Origin of the sequence: Bilophila sp. 4_1_30, assembly GCF_000224655.1 — a bacterium.
In the GTDB taxonomy this organism is placed as follows: Bacteria; Desulfobacterota; Desulfovibrionia; order Desulfovibrionales; family Desulfovibrionaceae; genus Bilophila; species Bilophila wadsworthia.
This window is the reverse complement of the sequence record NZ_JH114231.1, coordinates 1,116,822-1,131,781: the sequence shown is the minus strand read 5'-3', so window position 1 is coordinate 1,131,781 and position 14,960 is coordinate 1,116,822. Positions and strand designations below refer to the sequence as shown.

Genomic DNA, 14,960 nt, shown 5'->3' with positions numbered 1-14,960 from the left:
AGCGGTCGGGGTCCTTGTCCCACCGCTTGGCCTCATTGTAGGAGACGAGCGCGGCCACACTGCCGCCCGCGCCGGGGAGCGCGCCGATGAAGGTCCCGATGGCCGAGGCCACGGAGAGCAGCTTCAAATGCCTGAGGATATCGACGACGGCGAGCTTGAAGGCGTGCGCCTGCCGCTCCATCTTGACGATATACTTCTCGTCGGATTCCAGCATGACGAACATCTGGGAGAGCGAGAACAGGCCGATCATGAGGGCGACCATGTCGAGGCCCTGCACCAGATCGAAACAGCCGAAGGTGAACCGGGGCATACCCATCACAGGGTCGAGGCCCACCGTGCACAGGGCCAGCCCGATGGCTCCGCCGAGCAGCCCCTTGGCGATATTGCCGGGGAACATAGCCGCCAGCGTGGACAGGCCGAACAGCCCCATCCAGAAAAAGGCTTCGGAGCCGAACTTCAGGGCCATGACGGACAGCGGCTCAAAGAATAGCATGAGTACGACGGTCCCGAAAATGCCGCCGAGGACTGAAGCGAGCAGGGCGATGTAACAGGCTTCCTCGGCCCTGCCCTGCATGACCAGCGGATAGCCGTCCAGCGAGGTGGCGATGGACCCCGGTGTTCCCGGCGTATTGATGAGGATGGCGGCGTTGGCCCCGCCGTACATGGCCCCGCAGAACACGCCGCCGAGCCCGATGAGCGCCATGTCCGGGGGCATGGAAAAGGTGAAGGGGACAAACAGGGCCACGGCCGTTACGGTGGTGATGCCGGGAAGCATACCGCCGACGATGCCGACGACGAGCCCGATGAACATCACCAGCAGATTCATGGGGAGCACGGCGCTCGCCGCGCCCCGCACAATATACTCAAGCATGGAAGGGACTGCATCCATGGGACGTCTCTCAGGAAAGAAGGTGGATCCGGAAGCGGCCCAAAGCCGCTCCGTCGGGCGGGCTACTTGCTCTGCGTCTTCTGATAGAACTCGACCATGGCGCGGCCTTCCTTTTCGTACTCTTCAAACATCTTGCGCAATTCTTCGCCGGACTTCCATGCAACCACGGTTCCTGCGTTTTCATAACGCGCGATCACTTCCGGGTTGGAAAGGATGGTCTTGAAGGCGTCTTCGAGCACCTTCCGCTTTTCGGCGGGCACACCCTCGGGGGCGGCGATGTAGCGGCCCACGGCGCTGTTGATGTCGTACCCCACCTCCTTCATGGTGGGGGCGTCGGGAAAGCGCTTGCTGCGTTCGGGCGCGAATACGGCGAGCACCTTCATCTTGCTGATGGAACCGGAGACGCCTCCGGAGGGGACGATGGCGGCTTCAACCTGCCCGCCAAGGAGCGCGGGAGCGACCTTGCCCGCGCCGTCGATGGGCACATGGTTGAAAGGCACGCCGTCGGCCTTCAGGCGCAGGGCGGGGATATGCGTGGGGCCCATGATTTCGCAGATGCCGAGGTTGATCCTGCCGGGCTCGGACTTGGCGCGCTCAATGAGTTCCTTGGCGCTGGAAACGGGGCTGTCGGCGCGGACGGCCAGATAGACTTCCTCAAGGCAGAGCAGGGAGATGAAATCGAAACTGTCCAGCGTGTACCCGGCGCGGCCGGTGATGATGTCGAGCATGAGCAGGGGATAGGAGTGTATGCCGATGGTGTACCCGTCCGGCTTTTGGCGGCTGAGCTCCACCATGCCGATGAGCCCGGTGCCGCCGGGTTTGTAGATGAAGGAAAGGGGTTGGCCGACCACTTCCTTGAAATCCTTTTCGAGAAGGCGGGCGCCTTGCTCTCCGCCGCCTCCCGGATTGAAGGGGACGATGATCTTGATGCTCTTGTCCGGATAGGTTCCGGCATGGGCGAAGGCCGTCAGGGAAAGGGCCACGAAAACCGTCAGCAAGAAGGCAAAACAACGCTTCATGGGGAGGCTCCTTTGACTGGTTTGAGCCGTACGCGCAACGGGTTGCGTCCGGCGGCGGTATCCTGTTCCCTTTTGAACAAGCAGAAACCATGCCAAGGCCTTTCCGGGAGCCGATTGCATGATATGTTGTATGGTTATGAGTTTATTGACAATCAGATAATCGGGCGTGTAGATTCATAATTGAGCAAATGATGCTCAATTTTGAGCATATTTTCCCGTACCCCTTCAAATCAAAGGCCGTTTTTGCCATGCAGGAGCCGAATGTGAAACAGGAATACCGGATTGCGGCGCTTGTCCATTCCAGGCTCGTCGCCGATATCGTGTACCGGGAAACGCTGCTTCTTGGGTGGAACATATCCATTGAGGTGACCAGCTACGAGACGGCGCTCGAAGACGCCCGGCGCCTGTTCGAAGAGGGATACGAAGTCCTGCTGTGCCACGGCGGGTTCCGTGAGGTCGTCTTCAAAAAATTTGGACGCCGCACGGTCTTCGTCGAGCGTTCGGAGATCGACATCATCAAAGGCTTGAGCCGGGCCAGGAAGCTTTCGGATACGGTGGCCCTCACCGCGCACATCAACGAGGCCCGCGACATCGAGTTCATGGAATCCCTGCTTGGTATGCGCATTATCCCGGTCCGCTACGACACTAAGGAAGAACTCGAGGAACGGATCAAGGAAACGATGGCGCGCGGCGTTCGGGTTTTCGTGGGCGGGGGCGGGACGGCGCGGATCGTCAGCCGCCTCGGCGGGCAGATTTTTCTGGACGAGCCGCAGCCCGTGAATATCCGCAACGCGGTGAGCCGGGCCATTACCATAGCCGAAAACATGCGCATGGAGCAGACGAACCGATCCAACATCCAGGCGATGCTCCACTACTCGAAAGAGGGTGTGATCTGCCTCAGCGCACAACGGGACATCGTTTTCCACAATGCGCAGGCGCTCAAGCTGCTGCGTGTGGGGGCTTCGCATGAACTCGCCCGCTTCTTCCCGCCGCTCTTTCTCGATGAAGTGCTGGAGCACTCTTCCCCGTTCATAGACCGGGTGGTGACCATCAACGGCAGGCAGCTGCTCATCAACACGTTCCCGCTGGCCATGTCGTCGTCGACGACGGGCGCGGTCTGCTTCATCCATGATGTGCAGAACCTCCAGAAAATCAACCGGAAGATCGACACGGATCTCCATTCACGCGGGCTCGTGGCCAATTACACGGCACGGGACATCATCGGCAAGTCGGCCAGCGTCGTGAAACTGAAAGAAAACATCGCCCGCTACGCGCCCACGGACATCTCGGTCTACATCCACGGCGAAACGGGCACCGGCAAGGAACTTGTCGCACACGCCCTGCACGCCGCCAGCAAACGGGCCAAGCAGCCTTTTGTGGTGGTCAACTGCGCGGCCCTGCCGGACCCGCTGCTGGAAAGCGAACTGTTCGGCTATGAGGAGGGGGCTTTTACCGGAGCCAAGCGCGGCGGCAAAGCGGGGCTTTTCGAACTGGCGAACGGCGGCACCCTCTTTTTTGACGAGATCGGGGACATGAGCCATGCCGTGCAGCTTCGCCTCCTGCGCGTGCTGGATGCGAAGGAAGTCATGCACGTAGGGGGCGATCGCTTCATTCCCGTCAACGTGCGGGTCATCTGCGCCTCGCACAAACAGCTGTTGGATCTGGTCAAGGCGGGCTCGTTCAGGCTGGATCTGTATTTCCGTCTGGCGGGCGTCTGCCTTGAAGTCGCCCCTCTGCGGGATCGTTTGGAAGACGTACCGCTCCTCATCGCCAACGTCCTCAAACGGTATGGGAAAAACGCCTCCGTCGTCACCCCGGCCATTCTGGATGCCATCCGGCGCTATTCCTGGCCGGGGAACATCCGCGAACTCATGTCGGTCATGGAAAGCTACCTTGTCCTGCTCGGGGACAACAGTTCCAGCCTCGCCTGTTTTGAGGAGATATTCCGCCATCGCAACCAGTTCTTCGACAAGGCGCCGCAGGAGGGGACGCTGGGGGAACAGCTTGCCGCGTACCGGCTGGAGATTGTCCGCAAGGAGATGCGGCGCTGTGCGGGCGACCGCAGAAAAGCGGCCAGGGCTTTGGGGATCAGTTACAGCAGCCTGAGGCGGGTTCTCGAAGCGGACGCCGCGAAGGACGTATCCGTTCAGGATTGAAGCCGGAGGCGTATCGGGAGGATGCCCTTCGGGGCGTCCCGGACGCCGGCCTCTCAGCTCCACGGCGTTGTTTACGCTTCCAAAAACGACAACGAGGGTACAGGAGGCCGTCCCACCACAGGAACGGCCCCTTCAGTTTCCCGAATGGGGCGGGCCACGCCGGTTGTTCCCGCCGAAAGCACGCGCGCCTACAAGACCATCGGGCCGACGAGCCAGCACAGGCCGAAGGTGAGCACCGTGACGATGGTCGTATTGAGGAATCCGCTGATGATGAAGTCCTTCGGCTGCGCGTAGCCTTCACTTCCCGCGATGACCGCCGCGACGGCGACGGAGGAGAAGGGGAACATGGTGGTCAGGTTGCTGACGAAGCCGACGGAGATGCACGCGAGCAGGGGATCGAATCCGTAAATCCCGGCAAGGCCCGCCGTAATGGGCAGCATGAGCGGGATGACCGCCAGGCTCATGATGATCTGCGAGAAGAACCCGGTGATGAAGACCAGAGCGAACCAAACCAGCAAGCCGTGGATGTCGCCCAGAAACATCTGGATGCACTGGGCCATCCATTTGTCCACGCCGCCCTTGAGGAGCACCTGCCCAAAGGCGATGGCCCCGATCTGCAGCACGATGATGCCCCACCCGATGTTGCGGACGGCCTGATCCCAGTTCATGGCGAAGATGAGCCTGCCGGATTCGCGGTCCCGGCGGATGGGCACGAGGAAGGCGGAAGCGCCCATGAGCACGGCGATCACCGGGGCTGTCATCATCCGCACTTCCTTTTCCAGCCCGAGCGCGGAAAAAATCTGCGGCCCGGAGCACCAGAGCACCAGCGCGACCACCATGATCCAGATGGCGGCGTGTTCGTGGGCCGAGACCGGGCCAAGGGCCTCAAGCTTCTTCTTGAGGTAGCCTTCCGGCATGGAAAAGCCTTTCCCGGCCTTGCCCACGGGGAACAGGAGCGCCGTGATGGCGAAACAGGCGAACAGGGTGACGAAAACCAGAGGCATACCGAGGGCCGACCATTCCCAGAACGTGATGTCGTGCCCGAGGACGGTCGCCACGATGGCGATGACCACGATGTTCGGCGCGCCTCCGAGGGGCGTGCCTACGCCGCCGAGGGCCGGTGCGATGGCCGAGAGCGTGCACAGGGAGCGCATCATGTTGTTGTCGGGCGCGAGGTTGCAGGACTTCCCGATGGCTACAGCAATGGAAATGAACAGGATGGTCAGGGGGATGTTGGGGGCTATGGCCGACATGACGCCCGCCCCGAAAGTGAAGATGAGGACCATACGGACGGGGTTGCCCCTGACGAAGGGCAGGTTGAAGCACCAGTAGGCATAGCGCTCGATCAGGTTGCTTTCCTTCCAGACGCCCACGATGATGGTCGCGCCGAAGATCAGCATCATGGCCGGATGCCCGATGGTGGCGAAAACCTTGTCCGGGGCCATGACGCCGAGGAAACCGAAGATCGGAACGGCCATGAGCGAAGTGACCGGCAGCGGCAAGACTTCCGTCATCCACCAGAGCATGAGCCAGACGCACCCGGCGAGGCAGACCATGCCGTCGGGGTTCATCCCCTCAAGCGGGGGAAGGTCTTTCAGAAGGAAGCAGAGAAGCGGGCCAAGGGCGAAGAAGGCGATCTGCCTACAGAGTGCGGGAGTGGCTGGGGCGGACATGGCGGCTCCAAGGGTATGATTGCGGAAGGGCGGAAAGGCTCGGCGCGGGGGAGGCTTTTGCCGTGCGGGGAACGCCGCCGGGGCGTTCCCCGCTTTTTCGGAGCTAGCGGGAAACCGGCTGGCGGATGGGGCGCCAGCGGGCGACGACCTCATCGCCTTCAAGGCCCACGGTGAGGAACTTGTCCGCAAGGAGCGGGTTGGTGAAGGGGAAGTCGGAACGGACATGGTTGGCGCGGGTTTCCTGCCTCGCCAGCGCGGCGTTCATGATCGCTTCGCCGCAGTCCATGAGATCGAGCACTTCGGCGGCCCGCATGAGCGTATGCGAACATGTCGCGCCCATCTGCCGTTCCGCGGAATGGCGGAGCTGCTTCAGGTAATCCCGTCCGGCGTTGAGCAGCGTTTCGGAACGCACCTTGGCTGGCCCGGCGGGGGCGTAGTCGCTCATGATCTGTTGCAGGGCCATGTTCGCGTCCTTCCAGTCCGCGCCTTCGGGGCGATCCATGAACGAGGAGAGCAGTTCCATGCGCTTCCTGATGGATTCGGTTTCCTCGGCGGGCTGGAAATCGACTGTGGCGGCCTGTGCCGCGGCGGCCATTCCGCCTTCCCATCCAAGATAGGCCGCCAGCGCGATGCCGCAGCCGCCGTTGCCCACGAGATCGCCCGCCGCGAAAAGGCCGGGTACGGAGGTTTCCCCCTCATCGGAAACGTCGAGCCCGCGCCCGTGGAGGATCGGCTCGTAGCGCATGAATTCCACGCCGTGCTTCTGCGGATCGATCCCTTCTTTTTCCATATAGGTGAGCAGGGCGGTCAGGCCTTCGCCGGTCATGGCCCAGCGCATGTACGCCATCTGCTCGTCGGTGGCGTCGGAACAGTCCATGTAGGCGGGGCCGGTGCCCTTGCGCATCACGTCTTCAAAGACGGAATTCCAGATGTCGCTGGTCACGTCCCCGTACTGCGGATCGGACTTGGTGGCGAAGGGGCCGATGGGCTTGCCGTCGGGATAGCGGTAGACGCCGATCCACGTCGCCTTGCCGCAGCGCTGCAAATACTTGGGGCCCGCGTGGGTATAGGGGAATTCCATGTTGACCATGCGCGCGCCCACGCGCCAGCCAAGGCCCTGTCCGCCCGCGCAGTTGGGGCAGTGCCCCGTATTGAACATGAAGCCCGGCGTGGACGCGTTCATGTACAGGCGGTGCGTGAGTCCTGTGGCGAGCAGGACGGTTTTGGCCCGGACCGGGACAAAGGCGGGCTGTTCCGTGCTGATGTCCACGGCGAGCGCCCCGGCGATGCGGCCGCCGACGCGGGCAAGTTCCACCACGGGATGATGGTTGTAGAACTTTACGCCGACCGCCTTGGCCTCGCGGACAAGCACCTTCTTCTGGTCGGAGCCGTCATACTTCAGGAATGCGCGGGGCTTGCCGGGCAGGGCGTGCCCCTTGCATTCCCAGTCTCCGGTCGGGCGCATGTTCACGCCCCAAGCATCCCACATCTGCACCAGCTCAAAGCTCTTTTCCAGAAATTTGTGCATGAGGCTCGGTTCTTTGAGCTGGCCCACGAGGCTCTGCATGGTTTCCTTGAATACGGGCTCGATGTCGTCGCCGTGATAGGAAGGGATATAGCAGTTGAAGTGATCGTTGCCGGTCGCGCCGGAACCGCTGCGGCGCGCATGGCACTTTTCCATGATGACGACGTTCTTACATCCGGCCTTGCCCGCCGCGATGCCTGCCATGAGGCCGCCGATGCCGCCGCCGACGATGAGGAGATCCGCTTCGATTACAGGCTTGACGGGGATCATGACTTGGCCTCCTTGGTGGTGAGGGTGGACGCGTCGACATGCATGAGGCCGTACGACAGGGGGATGCGCAGGGAAATAGCCCCGACGGGGCAGTCGAGCACGCAGGAATCGCAATGCCAGCATTCTTCGGGGAACTTGATGCGGGGGAATCTGTCGACGCCGCGGTCAAACACGAACAGGCTCGAATTGCAGATTTCGGCACAAGTGCCGCATCCGGTACACTTTTCCCGGTCGATCAGCGGAGGCATAGGGGAAACTCCTTTTTGGAATGTTTTGCATATATCGCAGTATGATAACTGCTCTTTACGGATGATTCGATTCTGATAAAGCAATGACCGTGCCGTTATTTTGTATAAAAAAGAACAATAGGTTAAAGCGGGCGTATCTTCATTTTTATTGTATTTTGCAATAGATAATGTTAGTAAAACACAATATAAAGGACATTCGCTTCAAAAGTAGAGCGTGGGGGGATATGGGCATGTCAGGACAAAAAGAAAGTTCTTTTCATATGATGGAAGGAAAGGAATCAATGGATTTTTTTGATTCCGGCGGGCTGTCGTGCCGGTTGCTGTATCGGACGAGCGGGCTGGACGGCTCGATTCATCTGCTCCTTCAGCTTATACGGGAAATATTTCCCATTATCAGGCTGAATATTGTGAGCGGTTCCTCTGATCTGCGGGTCTTCGTGCCCATTGCGGACACCTTGCCCAACGGCCTGACCCGGGTGCGTGAAGCCGGGAAGGGCCGGAAGAGTTACCCCATCATCGCGCACGGGAGCGATCTTTCGAAGCCGCTCCTCCTGAACGATCTCGAATCGTTCAAGAGGGAAGCGCTGAAGATCGATCCGTCCGTTACCGAGCTGCCGTTCTATTCCCATGCGGCACTGCTGCGCCTTCCGCTGTTCGCGCGCGGATCGTTCACGTTCCTGATCAACTTCTGGTCCAATGAAAAAAACAGCTTCAAAGAAGAGGATATAGAGCCGTTAAGCCGCCTCATCGCCCCGCTTGCGGAGGAGCTTGCCGCCGCCTTTACGGATATCCCGATCGCAGTGGGGGAGGTTCAGGAAAGGCTCACTGGCTACGAGCGGATCCGGCAGTGCACGGGGCTGGCCGCCCTGCGGCAGGGTATCGAGAAAGTCGCCCCCACACGGACCACCGTACTCGTGACCGGGGAAACCGGCTCCGGCAAAGAGCTGGTGGCGGAGGCCATCCATGAGCTTTCGGGCAGGAACGGGGGGCCGCTTGTGCGGGTGAATTGCGGCTCTATCGCTCCGACGCTGCTGGAGAGCGAACTTTTCGGCTATGAAAAAGGGGCGTTCACCGGGGCGCAATCCCGGCGGAGCGGCTATTTCGAGTTCGCCAACGGGGGAACCCTCTTTCTCGACGAAATAGGCGAACTGCCGCTGACGGCGCAGGTACAGCTCCTCAGGGTGCTGGATCGCAAGATCATCCAGCGCGTGGGCGATCCGCGCGCCATTCCCGTCGATGTGCGTGTCGTCGCCGCTACGAACCGTGACCTTGAAGAGATGGTGGAGAAGGGGACGTTCCGCCGGGATCTGTACTACCGCCTGTCGGTGTATCCGCTCAGCATCCCGCCGCTCCGAGAGCGCAAGGTGGATATCCTTCCGCTCGTCCGGCACTTCATCACCGCAAAGACGCAGGAAATGGGCACGACGATGCCCCCGGAGCCCGGTCAGGCCGAACTGGACAAACTATACGGCTACGACTGGCCCGGCAATGTCAGGGAGCTGGAACACGAAGTGGAGCGGGCGCTTATCGACAGCCGTTCCGGGTCGGTGATGCGCCCCCTTGTTTTTGGCGTAAAGCGAAAACGGCGCGAGCCAACGTCGCTCTTTGAGGAGCTCGGCTGGCCTACGCTTGCAGAACTGGAAAGGCGCTACCTTGAGGCCGTGCTCGAAAAGACGGATGGAAAACTGACCGGAAAGGGCGGGGCATCAACGCTTCTCGGAATCCACTATACGACGCTGCGGGCGAAGATGAAGCGATAGCCCGGCACGAGAAAAGGGATGACATCCTAGGATGTCATCCCTTTGCATTACGGCTTTAGGGTCCGGACTCGTTATTTTCAAAGAAAGGAAAACAGGGTACGCATGGGACACCTCCGTGCCTCCTGCATACTCTGTTTTCCTTCCCTTAATACGCATTGTTACTTAAAATGCGAAGCGAGTAGCCGATAAAGTGCCGTCACATCAATGGGCTTGGCTATATGCCCGTTCATGCCTGCCGCCACAGCGGCAGCTACATCTTCGCTGAAGGCGTTGGCCGTCATGGCAAGAATGGGGATGGAGTTCGCGTCAGGATGTACCGAAGCGCGAATGGTTCGTGTCGCCTCATAGCCATCCATGACCGGCATCTGCACATCCATCAGAATAATGTCGTATTGTCCGGTTTCCGAGGCCGTAAAAAGAGCTACTCCCTCTGAACCGTTTTCGGCACTTTCGACCGTGGCCCCTGTCATTTCAAGAAACTCCTGGGCGACTTCACGGTTGAATTCATTGTCTTCAACCAGCAGTATATGCTTCCCCGTAAAGTCATAATGCTGATGCGCAGTTTCCGCCTCTGATTCCGGGGGGGCGGAAACTTCTGTTTCTCTCTTCGGAGCCGTTCGTCGTGTTAATGAAGTAAGCGTATTGTAAAGACTGGAAGCGAAAAAGGGCTTGGCGATGAATCCGTTAACTCCAATGGCACGGGCCTTTTCTTCTATCGCTCCCCAGTCATAGGCGCTGATAATGATGATAAGAGTTTCCGGCCCGACTTCATTACGGATACGGCGGACGGTTTCCATGCCATCCATATCCGGCATTTTCCAGTCTATGAAGCATACGTCGTAATCATCACCACTGACATGGGATTCTTGCACAACCTTCACGGCTTCCGCACCGCTGAGCACCCATCGGGTACGAAGTCCCATTTTATCCAGCAACAGGCAGGCGTGCTCGCAGGTACCGTAGTCGTCATCCACTACGAGCACTTTGAGTGGCTCCAGCTCGCCTTTGCCTTTTTCTAACTGCCGTCCGCTCAGGCCAAAGGGGAGTTCCACAGTAAACTCGGTTCCCCTGCCTTCCTCGCTTTTCACGAATATCGTACCGCCCAGCAAAGAAACAAGATTTTTGGTAATGGCCATGCCGAGCCCGGTACCACCAAATTTTGAAGCGGTGGAGGATGTGGCCTGTTCAAAGGGGGTATAAAGCCGCTTTATGAACTCTTGGCTCATACCAATGCCCGTATCACGGATAACAAAGCGGAACTGCACATTATTGTTCTTTTTGTGGAGCTGGTGTACCTCCAGCCGTATGGAGCCCCCGACCGGGGTGAATTTGAGTGCATTGGACAGTATATTGATAAGAATCTGGTTAAGTCGCAGTGCGTCGCCGAGTAGCTCCTCTTCATCAACCCCGGACAGGGACACCTCAAAATCCAGTCCGCGTTCCAGCGCTTGAGGCTGGATAAGATTGATAACTCCTTGTAGAGACATTTTAAAATTGAACGGCTCATGAGCGATGGTGAGCTTGCCGCCTTCGATTTTGGACATGTCCAACACGTCGTTGATAAGGCCGAGCAGATGGCGTGAGGACAGAGCTATTTTGGTGAGGCAATCCTCCATGCGGGATCGATCGTCAAGCCGGGTCAAGGCAATGGCCGTCATGCCGATAATGGCGTTCATCGGCGTACGGATTTCATGAGACATGTGGGAGAGAAAATTGCTTTTGGCGGTATTTGCGTTGCGGGCATTCTCAAGAGCGTCGCTCAGTGCCTGTCGATAGGCAAATTCCTTAGTTTGATCGAATAATACGATAATGCGTTGGCTCAGAACACCATTTAGGAATATGGGATACACCCGGATATTGAAGCGGCGCCCCTCTTCACCAAGCACGACGTCCCGTTCCTTCATATTTGAGGACGTATCGTCGAACACTGCGCGTAACCAGTCGCTATCCTTACACGCTAGAAGGGAATATAATTTGCTGGAATCATGAATAAATTTTTCAGGCGATACGCCTATGACGCGTTCACTATTTGAACTCACATATTCAAAAGATTTATCTTCGCGTGAAATGAAAAATATTTCATCTATGTTGGCTGCAAGCAGATTGAGGAGTTTTTCGCGGTATGCGCTTTCCTTGTATTTATCCCATTCCAGTTTGCGGGTGTGGAGAATCAGCAAGATTATGCTTATTCCCATAATCAGCGTAGCAATGATAGAAAAGGTTCTCAGCTTGTCCATTTTCGCCAAGATTGCATTACCACGGTGCTCGGCGGCATCGCCCAAGTTACCTAGCAGGTTATCCACCTTTTCAAAATGTGGGAGAACCTCACGGGCATAATAGGCATTGATGTACTGAAAATCCAGGTTGCCCAACATGTTATTGACCATATTTTTTCGGGCTTCCCGCAATTCAGCCATACATCTTTTCAGATAAGCCAGTTCTTTCTCATTCCCCCGGAACTTGAGTGTGATCTCTTCCAGCGACTTATCCTGCATCGCCATCTGCTCTCGCAGGAGATTATCTATTTCGGCAATGGTGATGCCGGGTGTGACTAGAAGAGATGGCAGAGAGATTCGCATGCCATAGAGGGCGGTTTTCATTTCCTGCGCTTTGCGTGAGACAGTATAGGGATACTCATAGAGCTGCGTTGTTGAATCGCCTATTTTATACATGGAGAAACAGACAAACAAAATATAGAAAACAGTAATAAGACAGAGTCCAAGCAGCCATTTGGGTATTTTTATAAAACCAACAAGCTGTGTCTTTACATCGTCTGCGGCCTGTTTTCCCATCGTATATGGTATTCCGCTGTAGCTTTTCATTTAATTGCCTAATATTTTAGATATACGGCAGTACGCAATATCCCTTTATACGTCCCTCTGCTCAATACCCTGTACGCTACGCCCGGATCACACCGCAAATATTTTCGTAGCTGTTGGATATCTCTGGCATCATATCAACGGCTTCTTTCCATTCTCCGGCGCGGATATGACGCTCCTGCAGAATCACAAGCTCCTGCATGGCCTCACATCCTATGGTACCACATACACTTTTCAGCGTGTGCGCTGCTCTGCCAGCCGCTTCCCAATCGTTTGAGGCCAGGGAATCTCGCAGCATGACATAGCTCTTTTCGCTGAGGAATTTCTGTAAATAACGCTCAAGCATAGCCTCATTTCCCATAAAGCGTTCAAGAGCTTCGTCCACCATAATTCCGCCCGCCTCAAGTCTTGCCTTTCTTGTCTGATCCATATTTTTTGCCTCACTCGTACAATCGCTCCGGGCCGCTACCATAGAGAGTGCGAAGCTTACCCTCAATTTCCCGAAAGCATGCCAATATGTTTGGATTGAACACGCCGCATTCACCGCTGACAATCATGCCAAGGGCCACCTCAAAACTGAATGCCTTCTTGTAACACCGTGGGCTGACCAGCGCGTCATATACGTCTGCAATGGAGACTATCTGTGCCCATAAAGGGATATCGTCGCCCTTGCGTCCCTCCGGGTATCCGCGTCCGTCCCATCTCTCATGATGGTATTTGGCAATATCGTAGGCATATGTGAAAAACGGCAGTTCCATCATCTGTGGAATTCTCTCCAGAAGTTGTCCCCCTTGTGTCGTATGCGTCTTCATGATCTCAAACTCCTCGGGGGTAAGGCGGCCTGGCTTGCTCAATATGGCGTCAGGAATGGAAATCTTCCCAACGTCATGCATAATTGCGGCCAACGAAATATGCTCAATTTCCTCCGTCGAAAAATCTTTGCCCAGCGGAGAATTTTCAAGGAACAGCTTAGTGATGTCATGTATTTTCCGGATGTGCTCACCGGACTCGCCACTGCGAAATTCAATGGCTGTTGAAAGAGACTCTATCATCCCCATGTTCAGCCTCAGGATTCTTTTGGCCTGTTTCAAAAGCTGATCCTTTTGCTGGCCCACCACACTGGAGAGTCGTTTACGTGCCGTAAACAATTCAATAACGGAATTAACCCGGCGTTGCACAATATACGAAGAAATAGGTTTAGAAATGACATCCATCACGCCGAGTTCATATGCTCGCTTGATGATTCTCGTATCTGTTTCTCCAGTAATAAGAAAGACGGGAATATGATCAACAACGCCATCTCTGTTAAGTTTTTTCAATACTTCAATACCACCCATTACAGGCATGACCACATCCAGAAGGATAGCACAAAATTTTTGTCCATATTCTAGTATTTTATTGAGACACTCTTTTCCATTTTCAGCCATTTCAATGGAATGAGACGCAGAAAAAATATTCCCCAACACATCACGGTTCATTTCATCATCATCGACAATAAGAATTGTGTTAGGAACAACTATTTTATGTATGAACGAATATTTCATAATTATTTGAAAAAATGTATAAAATATGTACTGATATATTGTCGCTTGTTTTATCAGCAAGACAAGGAACAAAATATTCCCAAGGCTGGCCCTATTTCCTCATTTGAGGAAAAATCAATAATTTTTTAAAGTTAATCTTTAATTAGTATAATAACACGGATGGTTATGCGTGTAAATAAAAATATCAAAATCAAAGACTGCTTATTACCGGAAAAACCTTGCCGCTGTTGCAAGAGCTTATGGAAATCGTGAAGCCCGGCGGGACCGTGCTTGACCCCTTTCTGGGGGGTGGAACTACGGCCCACGCGGCTATGTTGACAGGCCGAAAGTGTATCTGGAACTTTCCCCGGACTATGTAAAATTGAGTGCAGAACGGCTTCTGAACATTGATTAGCAAGGAACATGCCAAGGCGTTAGAAACGCTTCGGCACGTTCTCAAGTTGCGTGACGGAAATTCTCATTTTGCGTGACAGCTCACACTCGGGGGAGAAATAAGCTACAAAGAGCAGTAAAGGGGAGAAATAGGGGAGAAGAGACGACAACAGGCAGTCATAGATTATTATCTATAACTGCCTGATTTCATTCTGGTGCGCCCGACAAGAATCGAACTTGTGGCCTACAGCTTAGGAGGCTGTCGCTCTATCCGACTGAGCTACGGGCGCGCGTTAGGAACGTATTGTTTTAGGTGTTCAGGCCGGTGAATGTCAAGCCCTGCCGTCGCCGTGAGGGGGCTCTTTGTCGTTGATGCCCATGCGCAGGAGTTTTTTCCGGAGGCCTTCCCGTGTGATGCCGAGCAGTTCTGCGGCTTTGCTCTTGTTGCCGCCGGTTTTGTTCAGCACATCAAGGATGAGTTTGCGCTCCATGTCTTGCAGGTTGTAGTTCTGCGCCGTTGTCGTCTCTGCCTGATGGGTATCTGCCCCATCCCGGCTGATGAGCGGTTCCGTTTCGAGAAGGTGGCATCTGACTTCATCCGGCACGATGCGCGTGGAGAGATCGGAAAGCTCCACACGGTCGCCGATCGTCAGAGAGGCGGCGCGTTCCATTTCGTTATTCAATT

12 protein-coding genes and 1 tRNA gene are annotated in these 14,960 nt (G+C 56.2%); 3 read left to right on the top strand and 10 right to left on the bottom strand.

Annotated features, from left to right (window positions below; genetic code table 11):
• Both HMPREF0178_RS05165 and HMPREF0178_RS05160 read right to left on the bottom strand, forming a co-directional pair.
• A partial coding sequence (locus HMPREF0178_RS05165; protein WP_009379627.1) for a tripartite tricarboxylate transporter permease occupies nt 1-889 on the bottom strand: 889 nt, incomplete at its 3' end.
• Nucleotides 890-951: 62 nt separating this feature from the next.
• Nucleotides 952-1,908: a tripartite tricarboxylate transporter substrate binding protein gene (locus tag HMPREF0178_RS05160; protein ID WP_009379626.1), complete on the bottom strand. Its 957-nt coding sequence runs from the start codon at nt 1,906-1,908 to the stop codon at nt 952-954.
• A 263-nt stretch (nt 1,909-2,171) separates the two neighbouring features.
• Here HMPREF0178_RS05160 and HMPREF0178_RS05155 point away from each other — a divergent pair, with 263 nt between their 5' ends.
• The gene (locus tag HMPREF0178_RS05155) at nt 2,172-4,064 is read left to right on the top strand and encodes a sigma 54-interacting transcriptional regulator (protein ID WP_039958762.1); all 1,893 of its coding nucleotides are present in this window, start codon (nt 2,172-2,174) and stop codon (nt 4,062-4,064) included.
• A 188-nt stretch (nt 4,065-4,252) separates the two neighbouring features.
• Here the strand turns inward: HMPREF0178_RS05155 and HMPREF0178_RS05150 are convergent, their stop codons facing one another.
• The 3 genes from HMPREF0178_RS05150 to HMPREF0178_RS05140 all read right to left on the bottom strand — a co-directional run bounded on the left by HMPREF0178_RS05150 (nt 4,253) and on the right by HMPREF0178_RS05140 (nt 7,780).
• Nucleotides 4,253-5,737 carry an SLC13 family permease gene (locus HMPREF0178_RS05150; protein WP_009379623.1) on the bottom strand — a complete coding sequence of 495 codons (1,485 nt, stop codon included), beginning with the start codon at nt 5,735-5,737 and terminating at the stop codon, nt 4,253-4,255.
• A 103-nt stretch (nt 5,738-5,840) separates the two neighbouring features.
• Nucleotides 5,841-7,532 (bottom strand): FAD-binding protein, encoded by a 1,692-nt coding sequence (locus HMPREF0178_RS05145; protein WP_009379622.1) that lies wholly within the window; start codon nt 7,530-7,532, stop codon nt 5,841-5,843.
• On the bottom strand, nt 7,529-7,780 hold the full coding sequence (locus HMPREF0178_RS05140) for a ferredoxin family protein (protein ID WP_009379621.1): 252 nt from the start codon (nt 7,778-7,780) through the stop codon (nt 7,529-7,531). The genes HMPREF0178_RS05145 and HMPREF0178_RS05140 overlap by 4 nt, the downstream gene beginning before the upstream one ends.
• 281 nt (nt 7,781-8,061) lie before the next feature.
• Between HMPREF0178_RS05140 and HMPREF0178_RS05135 the strand changes: the two genes are divergently transcribed.
• Entirely contained in the window at nt 8,062-9,540 is a 1,479-nt protein-coding gene (locus tag HMPREF0178_RS05135) for a sigma-54-dependent Fis family transcriptional regulator (protein WP_009379620.1), read from the top strand.
• 158 nt (nt 9,541-9,698) lie between these two features.
• Here the strand turns inward: HMPREF0178_RS05135 and HMPREF0178_RS05130 are convergent, their stop codons facing one another.
• The 3 genes from HMPREF0178_RS05130 to HMPREF0178_RS05120 all read right to left on the bottom strand — a co-directional run bounded on the left by HMPREF0178_RS05130 (nt 9,699) and on the right by HMPREF0178_RS05120 (nt 13,975).
• Complete coding sequence (locus tag HMPREF0178_RS05130; RefSeq protein ID WP_009379619.1) at nt 9,699-12,362, bottom strand: response regulator; 2,664 nt, start codon at nt 12,360-12,362, stop codon at nt 9,699-9,701.
• Between the two features lie 76 nt (nt 12,363-12,438).
• A complete protein-coding gene (locus HMPREF0178_RS05125; RefSeq protein WP_039958584.1) occupies nt 12,439-12,789 on the bottom strand; it encodes an Hpt domain-containing protein in 351 nt (116 codons plus the stop codon).
• 10 nt (nt 12,790-12,799) lie between these two features.
• Nucleotides 12,800-13,975, bottom strand: coding sequence for an HD domain-containing phosphohydrolase (locus HMPREF0178_RS05120; protein ID WP_232281200.1), 1,176 nt, complete (start codon nt 13,973-13,975; stop codon nt 12,800-12,802).
• Nucleotides 13,976-14,142: 167 nt separating this feature from the next.
• Here HMPREF0178_RS05120 and HMPREF0178_RS23015 point away from each other — a divergent pair, with 167 nt between their 5' ends.
• Nucleotides 14,143-14,262 (top strand): DNA methyltransferase, encoded by a 120-nt coding sequence (locus tag HMPREF0178_RS23015; RefSeq protein ID WP_369736916.1) that lies wholly within the window; start codon nt 14,143-14,145, stop codon nt 14,260-14,262.
• Nucleotides 14,263-14,488: 226 nt separating this feature from the next.
• Here the strand turns inward: HMPREF0178_RS23015 and HMPREF0178_RS05115 are convergent.
• Both HMPREF0178_RS05115 and HMPREF0178_RS20385 read right to left on the bottom strand, forming a co-directional pair.
• Nucleotides 14,489-14,565, bottom strand: a tRNA-Arg gene (locus HMPREF0178_RS05115).
• 42 nt (nt 14,566-14,607) lie between these two features.
• Nucleotides 14,608-14,960 (bottom strand): helix-turn-helix domain-containing protein (locus HMPREF0178_RS20385; RefSeq protein WP_304412095.1); only part of this gene is annotated, 353 nt, incomplete at its 5' end.